Origin of the sequence: Nocardia mangyaensis, from assembly GCF_001886715.1 — a bacterium.
GTDB classification, from domain to species: Bacteria; Actinomycetota; Actinomycetes; order Mycobacteriales; family Mycobacteriaceae; genus Nocardia; species Nocardia mangyaensis.
The window spans coordinates 3,923,363-3,942,165 of record NZ_CP018082.1 but is presented as its reverse complement, the minus strand read 5'-3'; the positions used below and the strand labels follow the sequence as shown (position 1 = coordinate 3,942,165).

17 protein-coding genes are annotated in these 18,803 nt (G+C 68.3%); 4 read left to right on the top strand and 13 right to left on the bottom strand.

Going from position 1 to position 18,803, the window contains the following annotated elements:
• Positions 1-3: 3 nt before the first annotated feature.
• The 8 genes from BOX37_RS17735 to BOX37_RS17700 form a co-directional block, all read right to left on the bottom strand.
• Positions 4-507 carry a hypothetical protein gene (locus tag BOX37_RS17735; RefSeq protein WP_071928632.1) on the bottom strand — a complete coding sequence of 168 codons (504 nt, stop codon included), beginning with the start codon at positions 505-507 and terminating at the stop codon, positions 4-6.
• The gene (locus BOX37_RS17730; RefSeq protein ID WP_071928631.1) at positions 501-1,148 is read right to left on the bottom strand and encodes a hypothetical protein; all 648 of its coding nucleotides are present in this window, start codon (positions 1,146-1,148) and stop codon (positions 501-503) included. Before BOX37_RS17730 ends, BOX37_RS17735 begins: the two co-directional genes overlap by 7 nt.
• On the bottom strand, positions 1,141-1,764 hold the full coding sequence (locus BOX37_RS17725) for a hypothetical protein (RefSeq protein WP_071928630.1): 624 nt from the start codon (positions 1,762-1,764) through the stop codon (positions 1,141-1,143). Before BOX37_RS17725 ends, BOX37_RS17730 begins: the two co-directional genes overlap by 8 nt.
• The gene (locus BOX37_RS17720) at positions 1,761-2,516 is read right to left on the bottom strand and encodes an ABC transporter ATP-binding protein (RefSeq protein WP_071928629.1); all 756 of its coding nucleotides are present in this window, start codon (positions 2,514-2,516) and stop codon (positions 1,761-1,763) included. The genes BOX37_RS17725 and BOX37_RS17720 overlap by 4 nt, the downstream gene beginning before the upstream one ends.
• Positions 2,509-3,591, bottom strand: a complete 1,083-nt coding sequence (locus tag BOX37_RS17715) for a FecCD family ABC transporter permease (protein WP_071928628.1) — start codon at positions 3,589-3,591, stop codon at positions 2,509-2,511. Before BOX37_RS17715 ends, BOX37_RS17720 begins: the two co-directional genes overlap by 8 nt.
• Positions 3,572-4,642, bottom strand: a complete 1,071-nt coding sequence (locus BOX37_RS17710) for an ABC transporter substrate-binding protein (RefSeq protein ID WP_167659958.1) — start codon at positions 4,640-4,642, stop codon at positions 3,572-3,574. The genes BOX37_RS17715 and BOX37_RS17710 overlap by 20 nt, the downstream gene beginning before the upstream one ends.
• Positions 4,643-5,258: 616 nt before the next feature.
• Entirely contained in the window at positions 5,259-5,651 is a 393-nt protein-coding gene (locus tag BOX37_RS17705; protein ID WP_071928627.1) for a hypothetical protein, read from the bottom strand.
• 94 nt (positions 5,652-5,745) lie between these two features.
• Positions 5,746-6,987 carry an RsbRD N-terminal domain-containing protein gene (locus tag BOX37_RS17700; RefSeq protein ID WP_206045674.1) on the bottom strand — a complete coding sequence of 414 codons (1,242 nt, stop codon included), beginning with the start codon at positions 6,985-6,987 and terminating at the stop codon, positions 5,746-5,748.
• A gap of 161 nt (positions 6,988-7,148) precedes the next feature.
• On the opposite strand from BOX37_RS17700, the gene BOX37_RS17695 reads away from it, so the two are divergent.
• The 4 genes from BOX37_RS17695 to BOX37_RS17680 all read left to right on the top strand — a co-directional run bounded on the left by BOX37_RS17695 (position 7,149) and on the right by BOX37_RS17680 (position 12,296).
• Positions 7,149-8,591: a class I adenylate-forming enzyme family protein gene (locus tag BOX37_RS17695; protein ID WP_071928626.1), complete on the top strand. Its 1,443-nt coding sequence runs from the start codon at positions 7,149-7,151 to the stop codon at positions 8,589-8,591.
• A gap of 90 nt (positions 8,592-8,681) precedes the next feature.
• Positions 8,682-10,493: a DUF3556 domain-containing protein gene (locus BOX37_RS17690; protein ID WP_071928625.1), complete on the top strand. Its 1,812-nt coding sequence runs from the start codon at positions 8,682-8,684 to the stop codon at positions 10,491-10,493.
• 39 nt (positions 10,494-10,532) lie between these two features.
• A complete protein-coding gene (locus BOX37_RS17685; protein WP_071928624.1) occupies positions 10,533-11,945 on the top strand; it encodes a phytoene desaturase family protein in 1,413 nt (470 codons plus the stop codon).
• A 147-nt stretch (positions 11,946-12,092) separates the two neighbouring features.
• Positions 12,093-12,296, top strand: a complete 204-nt coding sequence (locus BOX37_RS17680) for a cold-shock protein (RefSeq protein WP_071928623.1) — start codon at positions 12,093-12,095, stop codon at positions 12,294-12,296.
• Between the two features lie 321 nt (positions 12,297-12,617).
• Here BOX37_RS17680 and BOX37_RS17675 read toward each other — a convergent pair whose 3' ends face one another.
• From BOX37_RS17675 to BOX37_RS17655, 5 genes are all read right to left on the bottom strand, one after another.
• Positions 12,618-15,311 carry a helix-turn-helix transcriptional regulator gene (locus BOX37_RS17675; RefSeq protein WP_071928622.1) on the bottom strand — a complete coding sequence of 898 codons (2,694 nt, stop codon included), beginning with the start codon at positions 15,309-15,311 and terminating at the stop codon, positions 12,618-12,620.
• A gap of 54 nt (positions 15,312-15,365) precedes the next feature.
• Positions 15,366-15,860, bottom strand: coding sequence for a DUF4333 domain-containing protein (locus tag BOX37_RS17670; protein WP_240504916.1), 495 nt, complete (start codon positions 15,858-15,860; stop codon positions 15,366-15,368).
• Between the two features lie 252 nt (positions 15,861-16,112).
• A complete protein-coding gene (locus BOX37_RS17665; protein ID WP_071928621.1) occupies positions 16,113-16,793 on the bottom strand; it encodes an AIM24 family protein in 681 nt (226 codons plus the stop codon).
• A gap of 33 nt (positions 16,794-16,826) precedes the next feature.
• Positions 16,827-16,976: a hypothetical protein gene (locus BOX37_RS34090; RefSeq protein WP_156910443.1), complete on the bottom strand. Its 150-nt coding sequence runs from the start codon at positions 16,974-16,976 to the stop codon at positions 16,827-16,829.
• Positions 16,977-17,785: 809 nt separating this feature from the next.
• Positions 17,786-18,748 (bottom strand): SDR family NAD(P)-dependent oxidoreductase, encoded by a 963-nt coding sequence (locus BOX37_RS17655; protein WP_071931608.1) that lies wholly within the window; start codon positions 18,746-18,748, stop codon positions 17,786-17,788.
• Between the last annotated feature and the right edge of the window lie 55 nt (positions 18,749-18,803).

The following is an 18,803-nucleotide window of genomic DNA, read 5'->3' as shown; positions in this document are numbered from 1 at the left end:
GTCTCAGCGCGTCGGCTGCGGCACCTCTTCGTAGACCTCGCCCACCGGACCGGCGAGCAGTCGGTCGGTCATCTCCTGCTTCAGCACGGTCAGCCGTTGCTCGTCGGCCGGGGCGCGGTCGCGGCGGGCGCCGAGCTCGATGAACTCGTCGGTGACGAATCCGGCGTCGCGCAACCGCAGCAGCACGGTGCGGTCGCGGTAGCGGAATTCCCAGACGTAGCGGGCCAGGGTGGTGCCGCGCTCGGTTGCGGTGAGTTCGGGAGCGACGACGAAACGATCGCCGGTGACGGCGCGCAGGACCATTTCGATCGCGTCCCGGCCGCCGGGGCCGGGGAACGCGGTGCGGACGGTGACCTCGCGGCGCTCGACGGGACCGAGCACGGCGACGGCGTGGCGCAGCGCGCAGTACGCGTGCGCCACCCCGCCGGGGAAGTGCGGGCCGTGATACTTCATCAGGTCGGGGAACGAGAATTCGATCGGCGTGCCTGATTCGAGGACTGTCAGCATGTCTTCTTCCTCCGGTCGGTGGTGGCCCAGTACAACGCGGAATAGAGCAGTTGCGTTGCGCCGGGCATGAATCCGGACCCGTGGTGATACACCGGGTCCATGGTGGTGACCAGGAGGCGACCCGGAGTCGACTGCTCGTCGAGGTAGAGGATCGAACCGTCGCGGACGCCGTCCTCGGTGTGCAGATCGACCAGGCTCACCGCGCCGGGCGGCGGTTCGAGCACCCCGTGGTAGTGCCAGATCACGGCGCGCTCGGCGAAGAACCCCCAGGCGGGATCATCCGGGGCGCAGAGCCGGAGCCGATGATCCTCGCCGGTCCGCCACCACCAGAACACCGTGGGTCGGCTCTCCAACCGGACACCGGGCACCCATTCCTCCACGGTGTTCACGCCGAACACCACGACGGTGGCGCCTCGATCGAGGGCGGAGCGGATCCCGGCGGTCCAGCGCCGCAACAGCTCCGGGCGCAGCCGGTCGGCCACCACGATCACCTCGGCGTCCGCGAGGCTCTCGGGCGCGCCGGTCCGCACATGGACCGGGCGGATCCGGTACGGCGCCAGCGCCGGATCGGCAAGAGTGGCCAGTTGCGCGTGGCTGCCACCGTGCAGAAACACGATCGAGCCGGCGGGGGAGTCAGTCATCGGAGCCTTCCAGCCAGCGCAGGAGCTGCCCGCGCAACCGCTCCGTGCCGCGGGCAGCGCTGGCGAACTGCAGCAGATCGTTGCCACCGTGCACCAGCACCCGGCCCGCGCCGAGCGGATAGTCGTAGTCGATCGGCGCGTGCGTGGTGCCGAGTGTGTGCACCACCCGCGCGCCCTCGGGCAGATCGGCGTACCAGCCGCGCCCGTAGAAGCCGGCCACGCCGATCCGTTCGAGTTCCTCGAACGGCACCGGTCCGGGAGCTCCGGTGCTGTACAGGAACGACTTCGGGTCGGTGCCCGCCCAGACGGGGTGCTCGGTGACCCGAGTCAGCGTGAGATCGCGGGGGTTGCGGAAGTCGAGGGTGCGCCAGGTGGTCAGCCCGGCCAGGAACTTGCGCTGCACGTGCCCATTGATCACGATGCGCCCGCCGCCGGTGACGAAGGAATCCAGCGACGGCCGCTGGTCGAGCAGGTACTCCTGATCGACATCACCGGTCAGATATAGGCCGGTCACGGTGCTGTCGCACGCCGTCGGCAGGTCGTAGACATCGATCTCCCGACATCCGTCGACCACCTCTCCGTCGCGGGGGAGCATCAGGGCCTTCAGGACCGTCACGCGATCCCCCTCCCGAAGTCGGGCACGGTCAGCCGCCGTGTCGCACTCGGTGTCTCGATGTCGGCGGTGACGATCGGCACCCCATACATCTCGGTGAGCAGTTCGCCGGTGAGCAGTTCGCGGGTCGGGCCGATCCGCTGGTCCTCGGGGCTCACCATCAGCATCGACCGCTCGGCCACGTGCAGGGCGTGATCGGGGTGGTGGGTGGTCATCACGACCGCCATCCCGTCGTCGGCCAGGGCGCGGAGCACGGTCAGGACCCTGGCCTGATTGCGCAGGTCGAGGGCGGCGGCGGGTTCGTCGAGCACGATCGTGGCGCAGTCGGACACCAGGGCTCGCGCGATGAGCACCAGCTGGCGCTCGCCGCCGCTGAGTCCGGTGTAGTCGCGGTCGGCCAGATGCGCGATACCCACCCGGTGCAGCGAATCCCGCGCGGCCGCGCGATCGGCGGAGGTGGGCGTGCTGTAGATCTTCACCGTCCTGGCTCGGCCCATGAGCACTATGTCGAGCACCGAGAACGAGAACATCACCGCGTGACTCTGTGGGACGTAGCCCACGGTGCCGGTCGCCTCGACGGACCCGGCCACCGGGCGGGTGAGCCCGGCCAGACATTTGAGCATCGTGGTCTTGCCGCGCGCGTTCGGCCCGAGCACCGCGAAGACCTCACCGGCCGCGGCGCGCACCGAGACATCACGAAAGATCCACGGACCCTTGGTCGAATAGCGAAACGACAGCGAACTGGCCTCAAGCATCGGAACCCCACAGCCGGCGCCGGTTGCGGATGAGCAGCAGCACGAAGAACGGTGCGCCGATAATGGCGGTGAGGATGCCGATCGGAATCTCGGCGGTGCTGATCGTGCGGGAGAGGGTGTCGATCAGGGTGAGGTAGACCGCGCCGAGCAGGGCGCTGGCCGGCAGCACCACCCGGTTGTCGGTGCCGACCATCATGCGCACCAGGTGCGGGACGACCAGTCCCACCCACCCGATCACGCCGGCGACCGACACCGAACCCGCGGTGATCAGCGCGACGCACACCAGCAGGAGATTGCGCAACCGCTGTGGCCGCAGTCCCAGCGCGGTGGCGTCCTCGTCGCCCATGGCGAGGATGTTCAGCCGCCAGCGCAGCGCGAGCACCACCAGCCCCGCCACGACGATGGGGATCGCCGCGGTCAGTACCTTCGGGTAGCTGGCTGTCGCCAGGGAACCCATGAGCCAGAAGACGATCGAGGGCAGTTCGCTGTAGGGGTCGGCGATGTAGGTGATGAACGAGACCATCGCCTGGAACATCGCGCCGACCACGGTGCCGCCCAGCACGATCATCAACAGGGGCGCCCCCGGCACCGCCCGGGCGATCGTCACGACCAGCACCAATGCCGCGATGCCGCCGAGGAACGCGCCGCCCACCAGCGCCGCACCGCCGACACCGGTGAGCAGGACCAGCACGCCGCCGAGCGAAGCGCCCGAGGACACCCCGAGCACTTGGGCGCTGGCGAGCGGATTGCGGAACACCGCCTGCATCACCGCACCGGTGAGCGCCAGCCCCGCCCCCAGCAGGATCGACAACAGCACGCGCGGAAGCCGCACATCGAGCACCACCGTGCTCTCCCGCGGATACCAGGTCTGCTCGATCGGCAGGAACTGCCCCAGCAGGATACGCATGATCTCGTTCGGCGGGACGGCGTAGCGACCGACGGCCAGCGCGCCGATCGCCACGACGATCAGCGCGACGAGCAGCCCAGGGACGACCAGCGTGCGCCGATCGAACCTCGCCGGTGGCGGCGCCGGATCCACCGGCGCCGCCACCCGATCAACGGAGGAACTGGTCATATCCGGCGGCGTCCTCGTTCAGATCCAGACGCAGCACCTGGTCGATCTCGTCCTCGCTGATCCGGTAGTCGAACAGATCGTCGAACCCGGCGCGGATGTCCTCGCGCAATTGCCCGTCGCGCGTGCCCGGGTACATGATCCGGTTCATCCACGCCCACATGAGGGGCGATTCGGCGCTGGGTACCTGCCACCGGTATCCGCCGAGCGGGGTCTTGTACACCCGCTTGTTCTGCACCGCGCTCACATTCGCCAGGCGCGGGTCGGCGTAGACATCGGCCGGAGTGCTCTCGTCGAACCCGCTGAGCATGATGACCTCGGGGTTCCAGGCCAGGATCTGTTCTGGTCCCACCTGTCCGGCCTCGGCGATGAAGCCCTCGGTGACCAGGTCGGCGCCGACCAGATCGAACTGGAATCCGTCGTAGCCCTTGGGACTGGTGGTGCTGTAGGTGTCACCCGTGCGCGACAGGATCATCGCCCGCGGGCGCGGCGCCTGCTGCTCGGCCACCCGAGCGCGCATCTCGGCCTGCTCGGCGCGCTGCCAGTCGATCAGGTGTTGTCCACGATCGGGCTTGCCCGCGAGCTGCGCGAACAGGGTGATCCACTGTTCGAGGTCGTCCTGGGTTCCGTACTGCAGTCCGACGACCGGGAAGCCGGCCGACTCGATCGGCGCGGTCACGTCGGGGCCCCGGTCACCCCACTGGACCACGACATCGGGGTCGAGCTCGAGCAGCGTCTCGAGATTCGGAACGAAATCGCTGCCTGCGACGACCTCCGACTCCGTCGACGCCGGGAACATCGTCGCGAACATGCCGCCTCGATTGGCCACCAGCGTCGACTGATTGATCCCGACGATCCGGTCGTAGCTGCGATCCACCGCGGCGAAGATCGAGGGCGCGGGCATCACGGTGAAGGCCACCTTGTCGGCGGGACCGTCCAGCGTGACCGTCTGACCGCGCTGGTCGAGGAGCGTCAGCGCGCCCGCGCCCCCCGCGGCCTCGATCTGGGCGTCCCGACTGGAGCACCCGACAGTCAACGCGAGGGTTCCGATCATGCCGGCAGCCACCCACCCCCGGGCTCGAGAACCCAGTTTCCTCTGCCGTACTCGTCGCGTCGTCGTTGCCATGCGCTCTACCGTCCTACTCTGGACCATCATCAAGAAATCAAGTTAGCCTAACCTACTTTGTCGATTTGCTGGAAGGTATCTCCGCGGCTGCGACCTGCTGGGATGATCGGAAAGCGCCCCGCGAAGACGTCAAGGCTTGAATCTCTCGAAAGAGTCTGAGGCTGAGCATGATTGGGTGCCGAGCCACTGTGGGGGAGGGGTGTCGCGCAACATTGTGGTGTTGCCGGACCGGCATTCGAGATGTGGCGACAAGGGAGTGGCGGAATTCGGTTGCGGTGCCGTCGGGGCGACCCGACGATGATCGGATGAGGCTGTGGACCTTGCAGGCGCCGGAAGTGGTGGCGACGCTGCGATCGACGCCGACACCGTCGCGGCCATCCGGGCCGACCCCGACCTCCGCGCCGAGTTCGCTCACACCCGATCGCCACGCTCACGCCGATTCCGCCGGGCGACGACATCGGCAGCGGCCGTTTCGGCGGCGCCGGAATCGTCGTCCCACAGGATCTGGCGCAGCGCCCGATGACGCCGCTGCGAGTCCGCTACCTCAGGGCGCGTCCAAGACGCTTGCCGGAACCCCGTAGGGCAGAAACCGCACCCGTCGGCGATCGTCGGTGTTGTCGCGATGGGCGCGCAGCGCCTCGAGCTCGGTCGGAAACACCTGGTCGACACTGGCCTGGCCGGTGTCATCGATGCTGAAGATCGCCCACACCCCGCTGCCCGTCTCACCGGCGGTCTCGCCTTCGGGCTTCGGTGCGGGTGTCGGCTGGGGTTGAACGAACTGACCGATCAGCGACGACAGCGAACCGAGGTCGGTACTCTCCACGCGATCGAGATTCACGCCGGCCTTTCCGAGCAGGTCGAGGAGTTCGGCTCCCGCTCCACGCAGTGCACGTTCGAAATCTTCCGGATCGATGCCGAAGGGTCCGTTGGTTGCCATCGCGTGTGCTCCTGGGGGCGAGTGGGATGTTATGCCCTCAGTGTCCTCGCGAAACGACGACCTCGCCACGACGCCGTTTCCCGCCGTCCGCCGATCATCGACCCCGGCCCGTGTCACCCGTCTCGGGCATCCCCAGTTGGGCGCAGGTCAGGAGGGCGACCTCGATGTCGAGTCGACGCTCACCGAGGGGGTGCCCCAGCAGCTCCTCGGCCTTGCGGACCCGGTAGTGGACGGTGTTCTTGTGGACGTGCAGCCGGGCGGCGGCATCGGTGTAGCTGCCCCGGGAGTCGAGGAAGACACGGACCGTCTCGCGGAGACGGGCGGTGCTCTCGTCCGGGCCGAGCAGCGCTCCGAGTACCCGCACGGCCCAAGCGTGCATCGCGGGGACGCGTTCGGTGAACAAGGCCGACAGTGCCACCTCGGAGTGGACGGTGAGTCCGCCGCGCGGTCCGGTCAGGGCGACGGCGCGCGCCAGGTGGGCATCGCGGAAGGTCTGGCGGAAACCGTCGAGGCCGGCGGCCGGATCACCCAGGGCGATGGACAGATTCGGGTGCGAGCACAGTGCGCGGGCGAGCTTGTCGGTGTCGGGCGCCGGTCGGGCCACCGAGGAGATCCACACCCACCGGTGGTGATCGTCGACTTCGACAGTCATCGGTGTCTTTCCGGTCGCCGCACCCAGCAGGGCGGTGCCGGCACGCAGCGTGCCAGCGGGATCGCGCGTGCCCAGCGGTGTCCACAGCATCGCGAACTGGTGCCAGCCGCGCAGCGAGGTCGACAGCATCTGCTCGGCCGAGGCCACGTCCAGGTCGTCGGCGTCGAGCACCGCGCGGACCTGGGCGGCGCGGGCGGCGTCGGTGCGCGCGTCCCAGCGGCGGCGCTCGCTCTCGTAGATGTCGATCAGGCCCTCGATCACCTGGTCGATGTAGCTGTTGACGATGTCGGCGATGCGCGCCGCCGTGGCCAGGGCGACGTCGGTGGCGGGGTTCAGGTCCGCCAGCAGCTGCATCGTCCATTGCACGAACATGTTCTCGCCGAGGCGGTAGGCGCGCAGCAGTGCCTCGAGCGGCAGGCCGTGCTGGGCGAAGCGGCGGGCGTACTCGGCGGCCGCGGGCGGGACGGTGATGTCGTCGATGCCGATGGCCAGGGTGAGCATGTCGAGGATGGCGGTGAGGTTGGATTCGGTGCTGGCCACCATCAGCGCGCGCACTTCGTCGTCGTGCCGGAATTCCGGGATGACCTGGATGAACATCGAAGTCATCGTCGGTGTCAGATGGTGCAGATCCGCCTTGATCCGGCCTGCCACCGCACGCACGAGGGGATCGTTGTCGTGGGCCATGGCCGCAGACAGTACCCGCGGCGCCTCGGCGCCCGACGCTGTTTGTGCTCGTGGCACAACACACCCGCGCAACGCTGGGCTGCTGGCCCGTAGTCCGCCCCGAATCCGCGTCCTACCGTGAGGTGTGTAATTCACATCACATTCGTTATCGGTGAGGAATCATGCGACACATCGTCGAACTGCCCGACGCCAGAGCCACCGCCGACCCGTCCGGGCCTGCCGTGGCCGACGACGTCACCACCCTGTCGAACGCGCAATTCCGCGCTCGGGTCGATGCCGCCGCCTCGGTGCTGCACCGGGCGGGCGTGCGGGCCGACGACGTGGTCGCGGTGGTGCTGCCCAACCGGGTCGAACTGGTCGTCGTGCTGTTCGCCGCCTGGCGGCTCGGGGCCGCGGTCACGCCGGTCAATCCGGGCCTGACCGAGGACGACATCCGCTACCAGATCGAGGATTCGGGAGCCGCGGTGGTGGTCGGTGAACCGGGTCGGGCCTCGGTCACGCTCGATGTCGCGGCACTGGCCGAGACTGTGGGTCCGGTCGCGGCGGCGGCACCGACGGACGGTCTCGCGCTGATCATCTATACCAGCGGCACGACGGGCAGGCCGAAAGGTGTTCTGCTCGGCCACGACAACCTCGCCGCCATGTGCGCGATGATCATCGATGCGCTGCGCCTGGACGAGACCGACCACAGCCTGCTGATCCTGCCGCTGTTCCATGTCAACGGCATCGTGGTGAGCGTGCTGTCGCCGCTGCTGGCGGGCGGGCGCACCACGATCGCCGGAAGGTTCTCCGCCTCCGGATTCTTCGACACGGTCGAAGCGGTTCGCCCGACGTACTTCTCGGCCGTGCCCGCCATCTACGCGATGCTGGTGGCCCAGCCCGAAGGCCCGCGTCACGACGGTTCGTCGCTGCGACTGGCGATCTGTGGCGCGGCGCCCATGCCCGCCGAACTCATCGGCCGCTTCGAGCAGCGCTACGGCGTACCGATCGTGGAGGGCTACGGATTGTCGGAGGGCACCTGCGCCTCGACGCTGAATCCGGTGCCGGGCCAACGGAAACCGGGAACGGTGGGGGTCCCGCTGCCCGGCCAGACCGTGGCGATCAGGGATGCCGACGGTGTGCACGCAGCGCCCGGTGAACCCGGGGAAGTCGTGGTCCGCGGCCCGAACGTGATGCGCGGCTACCTCGGCAAGCCGGGGGAGACGGCCGAGACCGTGGTCGACGGGTGGCTGCGCACCGGCGACGTCGGCTACTTCGACGAGGACGGCTACCTGGTCCTGGTCGACCGGATCAAGGACATGATCATCCGCGGCGGCGAGAACCTGTACCCCAAGGAGATCGAGAACGCGCTCTACCGACATCCAGCGGTCCACGAAGCCGCGGTCGTCGGTGTGCCAGACCCCGTGCTGGGCGAAGTACCGGTCGCGCACGTGGTGGCCGCGCCGCAGCCCGCCGTCACCGTCGACGAATTGCTCGGCCATTGCCGCGCCGAGCTCGCCGCGTTCAAGGTGCCCGCCGCGATCGTGCTCGTGACGGAGCTGCCGCGCAATCCGGTCGGCAAGATCGACAAGAAGCGTCTGCGCGCGATGGCAGCCACTGTCTGAGCGGTAGCACACCGCACCTCGATTCGAACGAAAGCAAGACTTTCGGTCGCGGTCGTCCGCGCCCGTGAGCAGGAAGAAAGGAACCGAGCCATGGGATTCAAGACAGGCGATTTTCCGCCGGTGGACACCGAGACATTCTTGGATCTACCACTGCGCGAACGCATGCGGACACTGGCACTGCACTGGGCCGAATACGGATTCGGCACACCGAAGATGATCCACACCATCTATATCGTGAAATTGCTCGTGCTCTACATCGTCGGCGGTGTCCTGATCGCCACCGCGACCTCGGGCGTCGGGCCGTTCTGGGACGTGGCGCAGTGGTGGAACCAGCCGATCGTCTACCAGAAGCTGGTTCTGTGGACGGTCCTGCTCGAAGCGATCGGTGTCGCGGGGTCCTGGGGCCCACTGGCGGGTAAGTTCAAGCCGATGACCGGCGGTCTGCTGTACTTCGCCCGCCGGGGCAGCATTCGGCTCCGACCCTGGTATCGAGTGCCGTTCACCAACGGTGACGCGCGGACGACCGTCGATGTCGTGCTGTACCTCGGCTTCCTCGCCTCGCTGGCGATCGCGCTGGTCGCTCCGGGCGCGACCACTGCCTCGCTGCTGGAAGTGCTGCCGGACAACACCTCCGGGCTCGTACAACCCGTGCTGCTGATCGCGCCGATCCTGCTGTACATCCTGTGCGGACTGCGCGACAAGACGATCTTCCTGGCGGCCCGCGGTGAGCAGTATCTGCCCGCGCTGCTGTTCTTCGCGGTGTTGCCGTTCACCGACATGATCATCGCGGCCAAGCTGCTGATCGTGATCGTGTGGGTCGGCGCGGGTATGTCGAAGTTCGGTAAGCACTTCTCGAATGTGGTGCCGCCGATGATGTCCAACAGCCCGTCCATGCCGTTCCGCTCGATCAAGCGCGCCCACTACCGGGACTTCCCGCGTGACATCCGCCCGTCGCGGGTGGCCTCGTTCATGGCGCACGTCGGCGGCACCGCGGTCGAGGTGATCACCCCGATCGTGCTGCTGTTCTCGACCAACCAGTGGCTGACGCTGGCCGGTGTGGCGATGATGGTGATCTTCCACCTGTTCATCACCTCCGCCTTCCCGCTGGCGGTGCCGCTGGAATGGAACATCCTGTTCGCCTATCTGACCGTGTTCCTGTTCCTCGGCTTCCCGAACTCCGCGGGCTACGGCGTGTTCGACATGTCCTCGCCGTGGCTGACGGTGCTGATCGTCGCCGGGCTCGCGTTCTTCCCGGTGCTTGGCAGTCTGCGCCCGGACCTGGTCTCGTTCCTGCCGTCCATGCGCCAGTACGCAGGCAACTGGGCCTCGGCGCTGTGGGCCTTCGCCCCGGGCGCTGAGGCGAAACTGAACACCATCGCCCACCGTCCCGCCGACAATCAGGTCGACCAATTGCTGGCCATGGACTACCCTCCGGCGGTCGCCGAGATCACCCTGCAGCAGACCATCGCCTGGCGGTCCATGCACAGTCAGGGTCGTGGCCTGTTCTCCTTGCTGTACAAGCACATTCCCGAAATCGACCGCTGGACCGTGCGTGAGGCCGAGTTCGCCTGCAACTCGCTGATCGGCTTCAACTTCGGTGACGGACACCTGCACGCTCTCGACCTCATCGACGCGGTGCAGGCCCGGGTCGGGTTCGCGCCGGGAGAATGGATCGTGGTGTGGGTGGAATCGCAGCCGGTCCACAAGAGCACGCAGGGGTACATGGTGATCGATGCCGCGCTCGGCGTGCTCGAGCGAGGCACCTGGGAGGTGGCCGATGCGGTGGAGGCCCTGCCGTGGCTGCCGAACGGGCCCATCCCGCACCGGGTGACCTGGCGGCGTGAGGACGTCACCGGCGTGGTCGCGCCGAACCAGGACGCCGTGGTCCAGCCCGCCGAATAGGTCTGTGCCACAACACATCGTGAACGGGAGGACGAGTCGATGACAACGGCGACAGTGGTCGGCAGCGGGCCCAACGGGCTGGCCGCGGCCCTCACCCTGGCCAGGGCGGGCGTGGAGGTGACCGTGCTCGAGGCCGCCGACACGATCGGTGGCGGCACCCGCTCGAGCGAGGCCATCCTGCCCGGTCTGCTGCACGACCACTGCTCGGCCATCCATCCGATGGCCGTGGGGTCGCCGTTGCTGCGCAGCGTCGATCTGGAACGGTACGGATTGCGCTGGGCGTGGTCGGAACTCGACTGCGTTCATCCGCTCGACGATGGCACCGCGGGGGTGCTGCACCGCTCGGTCACCGAGACCGCCGCGGGCCTCGGCGCCGACGAACGGCTGTGGCGCACGCTGTTCGAGCGGCCGGTCGCGGGCTACGACGAGACCAGCGCCGACATCATGCGCCCACTGCTGCGGATTCCCCGCCATCCGATCCGGCTGGCGCGCTTCGGTGTTCCGGCGATCGCGCCCGCCACGTTGCTGGCGCGTGCGTTCCGCACCGAAGCGGGACGGGCACTGTTCGGCGGTGTCGCCGCGCACGCGTTCCATCCGCTCGAGCGGCCGTTGAGCGCCAGTGTGGGCCTCGGCATCCTGACCGCGGGACACCGATACGGGTGGGCGGTCGCGGTCGGCGGATCCCAGCGGATCGCCGACACCATGGCCGCGGCACTGGCCGATCACGGCGGAAAGATCGAGACCGGCGTCCGGGTGCGCTCCGTCGCCGACCTCCCACTCTCCGACATCACCGTCTGGGACCTCGCGCCGACGGCGGTCGCGGAGATCCTGGGCGAGCAGCTGCCCGCGCGCATCGCCCGCGCCTATCGGCGATTTCGCTATGGCCCCGGAGTTTTCAAGGTCGACTTCGCCGTCGAGGGCGGTGTCCCCTGGACCGTGGAGGCCGCACGGCGCGCGGGCACCGTGCACCTCGGCGGCTCCTTCGCCGACATCGCCGCGGGCGAACGCGACATCCACGCGGGCCGGATGCCTCAGCACCCGTTCGTGCTGGTTGGCCAGCAATACCTCGCCGATCCCCAACGGTCGGTCGGCTCGATCCACCCGGTGTGGACCTACGCGCACGTCCCCAACGGCTACACCGGCGATGCCACCGAGGCGATCATCGCCCAGGTCGAACGCTTCGCACCCGGCTTCCGCGACCGGGTGGTCGGCCTGACCGCCCGCACCACCGAGGGATTCGCCGAGTACAACCCCAACTATGTCGGCGGCAACATCATGACCGGGGCCAAGGACATCCCGCAGCTGCTGTTCGGACCACGAAAGACTTTGCAGCCCTACGACATCGGCATTCCCGGCCACTACCTGTGCTCGGCGGCGACCCCACCGGGGCCCGGCGCCCACGGCATGTGCGGGGCCAACGCGGCCGAGCGGGCCATGCGGAAGCTGCGCTGAGGACCCAGGCACGTCGGAAGCCAGGTGCCGCCGACGTGCGCTGGCTCACCTCGGGCAGCAGACGGGCCGAATGTGTGGCATGCTGACTGATGAGCACGGGTTGTTGCAGTGATCGCTCGGCTTTCTACAGGAAGTAATACAAAGTTCATGACGCAAGGCAGTGTTAAGTGGTTTAACGGCGAAAAGGGTTTCGGTTTCATCGCGCAGGATGCCGGTGGTCCCGACGTTTTCGTTCATTACTCCGAGATCTCCGGCTCCGGATTCAAGTCCCTCGATGAGGGGCAGCGCGTCGAGTTCGAAATCGGCGAAGGCCAGAAGGGCCCGCAGGCCCAGAGCGTCCGCGCCATCTAGGAGCTGACACACCGAGACCCGCGCCACGGCGCGGGTTTCTTTGTTTTGCGGACCGCTTGTGTGGAGCGAGTCGATCAGTTCAGGTGCTTGCCGAGGAACAGCACCGAACTCTCGAGCGCCGGTCGGACCGGGCTGGTCGAAGACCGTAGAGCTCGGTGGCCTCGAGCATGCCCATCGGGTTGTACTCGGAGAAGCCCTCGCGCATCAGCCGGCCGACATCGCGCGACTACTCGACACCGCGGGTCACCGCATCGAAGCCTGACACGTACTTCGCTCGACGACGCGCCGGCCGCAACCACGCATCGACACCGGACCGGTCAACTACCGCCGTCCACTGTGGTCATGGCTCGCCTGCTCGTCACCGCCGAGCAGCAACAGCCGGGCCGCTTCGGTCCGCGAGGACGCGCCCAGCTTGCGATACACCCGAAACAAATGATTGGCAACGGTTTTCGGGCTCAGCAGTAGTCGGGTGGCGATCTGCTGGTTGGTCAACCCCCGAGCTACTTCACGCAGCACCCGCAGCTCCGCGCCGGACAGGTCGGCCAGCGCCGAACCCGTGGTCGCGGTGTCGAGTTCGCCCAGCTTCGCCGCCCAGGGCGCGGCCCGCATGCGGTCGAAGGCGTACTGGGCTCGCGCGGCGGCGGATTCCCCAGTCGGACCACCCGATGCCGCCAGCAGCAGCTGTGCTCGTGCCCGGTCGAACAGGTCGAGTTCGGGGTCATAGATCGCGATGGCCTCGCGCAGCAGTCGCTGGGCGCCGAGGCGATCGGTCTCGGCGTGGAAGACCGCCGCGGCTCTGCGCGCGCTCGCCCTGGTCCAGCGGCTCGCACCCGGCGCCGCGGCGACTTCGAGTAGATGGTCGAGGACGGGCCGGGCCTGCTGGTGTCGCCCCAGCGACACATACGCTTCGACCAGATCGGGGTGCCAGCGCGCGAGCTGCGGTGCCAGCCTGCCACCCGCCTCTTCGAAAGCCCAGCATTCCTGCAGGAAACCGACGGCCTCCTCGGCGCGGCCGGTGGCCAGCGCGGCGTTGCCCGCGTTGGCGAGCAGAAAGTACCTGGCGCCGAAGGTCGACTGCTCGGTGCTGATGTCGAAGCCGAGGTCGAAGTCCGCCGCCGCCGCGGCATCCTCACCCCGAATCGCGTGGATTCTGGCCCGCAACCCGAGCCAGAACGGCGCGAACGCACGCTGCCCGGTGGCCAGGCTCAACGCGATCGCCTCATCCAGACATCGGGTGGCCTGATCGAATCGGGATGCGCGCAGGTGCGTCTCGCCCAACGCGCCGTAGGTCATCGCGAGCGAAGCGCGCGCACCCTCGCCTCTGGCATGGCCGCTCAGCGCGGTGAGCATGGTGACTGCGGTGTCGTACTGTTCGGCGATCGACAGCGCGCGCCCGATATGCAGTCCGACGGTGGGATCATGGTGGATCGCCACAGTCGGATCCCACTCGTCGAACAGGCCGGTGACCAGATCACCCGCCTGACCTTCCGTGCGCGCGCTGATCGCATGGGCGAGGATCACCCTGGATACCACCCAGTTCGGTGAGCGCGGCACGCTGTGCGCCACCGCCGCCGTGGCGTGTTCGATGATCTGGTCGACCAAGCCGAGCATCCCCAGCGGAATGGCCATGCCCGCGTGGACGACGCCCATGTCGGCCGGGTCGGCCAGCGCCGCGCACTCGAGCAGGCGTTGCCACGCGGCCAGCGGCTCACCATCGAGTGCTTCCCACGTGGCGAGCGAGACCACGGCGAGCACGTGCAGGCCCGCGGCCACCGGCTCGGCGAGTACCTCGCCGAGCCGGTGTCGTGCCACCCCGGCCTCGCCGGATGCCCCGAGTAGCTGCGCCACCTCCACGCGCAACTGGGCCCGCCGCAGATCTCTACCCGTCAGTTCCACCGCGCGATCGAGCATCCGGGCCGCCGCCTCGCTGCCGCCACGGGCCCGCATCCGTTGCGCGGTCGCGACCAGTTCGTCGGTGAGCGACTCGTCGGGGCCCACCGCACCCGCGGCGCGATGGGCGAGCCGCACCTCCGCGGGCAACGCGCTCACCGCGGCCAGCTCGCGGTTGAGCAGGCGTTTGCGGTGCGCGGGCAGGCCGCTCACCGCGGCGCTGCGCAGCAACGGATGCGCGAGTTCCAGACGCCCGTTCACCAACGCGGCCAGCCCTGACTCCTCCAACTCGGTCAGTGCGGCGCCCGGTGCGTCGGGGCGCAGCGCGGCCAACACCGCCCAGTTGCCCTCCACGGAGACCGCGGTCAGATCGAGCAGATCTCGGGCGGTCGGCGTGAGCCGGGCGAGCTGACCGGTGAACACCCGATGCAGCTCACCCGCGAGCGGGATGTCGCTGGGGAGTAGGCGATCGCCGCTGAGCTGGTCGTCGGTCAGCGCCGCGGGCAGATGGGTGAGGGCCAGGGGATTGCCCGCCGAGACAGCGAGCAGGCGCTGCGCCACCGCGTCGTCGATCGGCGCCGGACAGGCATCGCGTAGCACGGTCAGCGCACTCGCCGCGTCGAGACCAGCCAGCCGCCGCACCTGGAACCCTTCGGCGAAAGTCACCACCGAGGGCACCGGCCGTCCCGTGACGATGACCAGGACCGGACCCCAGCTGGTCCGGCGCAACATCAGGTTGAGCGCGGTTCGACTGGCCGGATCGGCGTCGTGGATGTCGTCGATGAGCAGGGCCACCGGACCCGCCGCGGTGGCCGCGGCCACCGCGGCGGCCAAGAGATCGGCGGCGCGCAGCGGGTCGATCTGCGCGGTCACCGGCCGCGCGTCGCCGCGCAGCGCGACGGCGACGTCGGCGGCGGTCGACATCGGCTCGCCGATATCGCCGGCACGGCAGGCGACGAGCCGGGCGCGATCACCGGTCTGTTCGGCCAGCCAGGACAGCATGCTCGACTTACCGATACCGGGTTCGCCGAGCAGCACGATCACCCGTCCCGCACCCGCGCAGGCGCTGTTCCATGCGACGGTGAGCGCTTCGGCGAGTTCGGCTCGTCCTGTGATGCCAGCCATATCGCTGGCAGGCTAACCCACCGGCCGGGTCGGCGCCGGTCAGCGTGCCGGGCGTCACTCCACGAGTTGCCAGCTGCTGGCGCCTTCGTGGCGCGCGGTCATCTCGACGGTCGCCGAGCCGCCCTTGGTGTCGAGCGCTGTGCAGGTGAAAGTGCTACCGACCTCGACGATTTTCAGTCCTCGACCGCAGTCCACCGTCACCGGGAAGCCCATCTGATCGGAAACATCGGTGGTGAGGCCGTTCGCGGTGGCGGCGAGGTCGAACGCGATGTCGCGCGTCGTGAACTTCACCCCACCGTCGTCGTCTTCGACCTGCACATCGACGCGCACATCGTTGCCGTCGAGATCGGCGAGGCAGACGAAGGTGTCGCCGGCCACCGGGTCGTCGGCCAGGCGTGGACATTCGACGGAATCGACCTGACGCGACATCGAGGCGTAGGCCTTGTCCAGTTCCGTGGCGATGTTCTGCTCGAGCTTCGCGTAGTCCGGCCCGCCGATCGAGATCGACGCGTTGCACCCGAACAGCGTGAACGCCAGCGGAATCGACAAGGCGCTCAGCAGGACCCGAGATCGGGGACGACGCGCTACACAAGGATTGAACACACCGATGACGCTACGCAGCACCAGGTCACACGCCTATAGGCACAATTGCCCATGCGCGCGAGAACTGCGAGCAGCGCCGCGAGTGGAGGACACACAACGGCGAGTTCGCAAGCGTGAGAAGTGACACAGACCACTTCGCAGGTTTTCCCGTGGCACCCTGTCTGTGCCCGAGCGGCACCACCACCACGACGTGCGCGGCTATCTCGAGGCTGTCGCCCCGAAGTTGGATTCCGAGGGTTGGAGAATGACGAACCCCGCCCCGTCGAATCGCACCTGTGCCACCTCGCCGGAGCCGCCGCGCAGCATCGACCCAAAACTCTGGGTGCGCACGATGGAGGTTTGCAGGCCCGAGGACCAGCCGATCAGGGCGTCGGAATCGGCGAACACCGGTTGCTGGGGGTTGACGGGGATGACGATCGGCTGACCGTGGCTGGTGATCGCCAGCCGACCCTGCCCTTGGAAGACACAGTTGAACAATCCGCCGCCGACGAAAGCGCCGGCGCCGGAGACCATCTGGATCTCGTAGCCGAGCGAGGGCTCGTAGGCCAGAATGTGTTTGCCGTTGATCGACAGCGCGTCGCCGGGATCGAGGTCGATCAGAAAGCACTCCGAGGCATGGTGGGCGAACCAGATCTCACCCTGACCTCGGCAGCTCATCAACGGCACACCCTCACCGGTCGCGAACCGCTTGACCAGGTTGCCCAGCCCTTGGCCCTTGACCTCGAACGCGAATTGCCCGCGGTAGCCGATCATGGAGCCTTGGCGGGCGTACACCTCCCCGTTGACACACGCCTTCACGCACCTCGAGTGCTGCAGCGTGAGACCGAGCTGGGTCGCCGGCTGGGCCGAATTGTTCGCGTGGAAGATGTCACTGCGCATGCGTGTCGGCGCTCCTGAACGATCGCGGGCGGATCACGTCACGATACCTACCTGCCGGAGCGGCACCCACCGGTCTCTGTCAGCGGTTCGCGCGGCAAGCAAGATCTCTGTGGGGTAGACCGCGTCGGTGGACACCAGGCGGTCGATCTCGTCGCTGTCGAACCCGCGGTCGGCCGTGAACACGTGGAGAGCTACCTCTATCCCAAGGCCGTCTCGATGAATCCGGGCTGACGACCCGCCGCATCCGAGCGGACGCGGTGCACCGTCGGGACGGGCGCAGACGCCGGAGGGGGGCTCGAGGCACAATGTGGAGGTGAACGATAGACCTGAAACCATGATCGGGGTGCTGGCGGCTGCGAGATCGACGAGTGCCGCGACCCCTGTCCGCGGCTAGTTCGATGTCGGATCAGGAAGTCGGTACGGGGTCCTCGATGGGACCTGGTGGAAGTCGATACGACGCGGTGGAGCTCCTGCGTCGGAAGCGGGACGAGATGAAGGCCGCCGAGGACGTTTCCGGTGCGGGCGGGGGCGGGGCGTCGAATGTCGTGCGGCTGCCGAAGCGGCCGCGGCGAGGGCGAGAGGATGTCGGCGACGCCCAGCGTCGTCCCTGGTCCCCGGAGACTGTGTACGATCCGGCGCCGACCCGTCCGGTGACGCGCGCGGAGTTGCAGGGGGAAACAGGTGCCTGGCCGGTCGATACCGCGGCGCAGGCGAAGGGGAACGCCGAGCACGAACGGAACGTCATCGACCTGGACGCTTCCCGTCGGAAACGCGGCGGGGCGAGTGCTTGGTCCGCGGGCCCTCGCCCCAGGGTGAAGCCGCGCAGAATCGGACATGCCGACAAGGAGCCGGGCGGCGGCACCGACGTCTGACCAGCATGGTGCCCTCCGGTGGCGGTGCGGGTGCCATCCGCCATCGCGGCAGTGCATCGAACATGAATCACAATCCGGCTGATCGGCCGCCTCGTCTACGGCGCCTTCCCGGTTGTGGATCTACCTGAGCGTGACCCCGGTCGCGGCGGCACAGAACTGCCACAGGCTGTCCCGGTCCGTCGGCTTCTCGTGCGTGCGCCGAAGGTAGTGCTCGGGCCGGATCTGCCGGTCGTGCCAGAACCGGCCGGCGGGTAATCCCTCGGTGGCGGCGAGCCAGATCGCGGTGTCCGCGCCTTCGGCGGGCGAGCGCAGCAGCGGGCGGGTGAGGGTGCGAAACCTCGGCAGCGAGGTGGCCACACCCGGTGTGTCCACCCAGCCGGGGTGCATGCTGGAGACGGAAATGCCGTCTTCGGCGTAGCGGTCGGCAAGTACCGGAGTCAGCGCGACCTGCATCCGCTTCGAACGCGCATAGGCGGTGGCGCCGCGGTAGTCGTCCGCGCGGTATTCGAGATCGTCGAGGTGCAGGGCCTGGGTGTACATGCCGCCCGAGGACATCAGGATCACCTGTGCGCCCGCGGCGCGGGCCAACGCGGGGGAGAGCAGTTCGTTGAGCAGGATCGGTCCGAGCACGTGGGTGGCCAGGCAGAGCTCGTGCCCCTGCTCGCTCTCGGTCCGGGAACTCGGCATGACCCCCGCGTTGTGGATGAGCACATCCAATCGATCGGTCCGTTCGAGGAAATCGGCGGCGAATCTGCGCACATCCGCGAGATCGGCGACATCGCACCGTTGCACCCCGATCGCCGCTTCGGGAACGGCCGCGACGATCTCGGCCGCCGCAGCGTCGCCGCGTGTGGTGTCGCGCACCGCCAAGGTGACCGTGGCGCCGAGGTCGGCCAACCCGGTGGCGATGGCCTTGCCGATGCCGGAGTTGGCGCCGGTGACCAGGGCGTTTCGGCCCTTCAGCGCCTGCGGCGGCAGTGGGGACCACGCTCGGCTGCGCAATCGGAAGCCGATCCGGCTGTAGCCGAGGACGACGGAGCGGTCCAGTGCGGTGTCGAGGTGGGTGGGCAGGTGGTCGGTCATCGGTCGCCCCTGTTGGGTCGTACTGATCTCGGAGTGATGCATCGTTTGTGCATCG

Bases quoted from the DNA above. Each gene is read 5' to 3' on its own strand.
- BOX37_RS17720 (WP_071928629.1), bottom strand. From the start codon at position 2,516: ATGCTTGAGGCCAGTTCGCTGTCGTTTCGCTATTCGACCAAGGGTCCG.
- BOX37_RS17680 (WP_071928623.1), top strand. From the start codon at position 12,093: ATGACGCAAGGCAGTGTTAAGTGGTTTAACGGCGAAAAGGGTTTCGGT.
- BOX37_RS17730 (WP_071928631.1), bottom strand. From the start codon at position 1,148: ATGACTGACTCCCCCGCCGGCTCGATCGTGTTTCTGCACGGTGGCAGC.
- BOX37_RS17655 (WP_071931608.1), bottom strand. From the start codon at position 18,748: ATGACCGACCACCTGCCCACCCACCTCGACACCGCACTGGACCGCTCC.
- BOX37_RS17705 (WP_071928627.1), bottom strand. From the start codon at position 5,651: ATGGCAACCAACGGACCCTTCGGCATCGATCCGGAAGATTTCGAACGT.
- BOX37_RS17695 (WP_071928626.1), top strand. From the start codon at position 7,149: ATGCGACACATCGTCGAACTGCCCGACGCCAGAGCCACCGCCGACCCG.
- BOX37_RS17735 (WP_071928632.1), bottom strand. From the start codon at position 507: ATGCTGACAGTCCTCGAATCAGGCACGCCGATCGAATTCTCGTTCCCC.
- BOX37_RS17700 (WP_206045674.1), bottom strand. From the start codon at position 6,987: ATGGCCCACGACAACGATCCCCTCGTGCGTGCGGTGGCAGGCCGGATC.
- BOX37_RS17665 (WP_071928621.1), bottom strand. From the start codon at position 16,793: ATGCGCAGTGACATCTTCCACGCGAACAATTCGGCCCAGCCGGCGACC.
- BOX37_RS17710 (WP_167659958.1), bottom strand. From the start codon at position 4,642: ATGATCGGAACCCTCGCGTTGACTGTCGGGTGCTCCAGTCGGGACGCC.
- BOX37_RS17685 (WP_071928624.1), top strand. From the start codon at position 10,533: ATGACAACGGCGACAGTGGTCGGCAGCGGGCCCAACGGGCTGGCCGCG.
- BOX37_RS17715 (WP_071928628.1), bottom strand. From the start codon at position 3,591: ATGACCAGTTCCTCCGTTGATCGGGTGGCGGCGCCGGTGGATCCGGCG.
- BOX37_RS17675 (WP_071928622.1), bottom strand. From the start codon at position 15,311: ATGGCTGGCATCACAGGACGAGCCGAACTCGCCGAAGCGCTCACCGTC.
- BOX37_RS17690 (WP_071928625.1), top strand. From the start codon at position 8,682: ATGGGATTCAAGACAGGCGATTTTCCGCCGGTGGACACCGAGACATTC.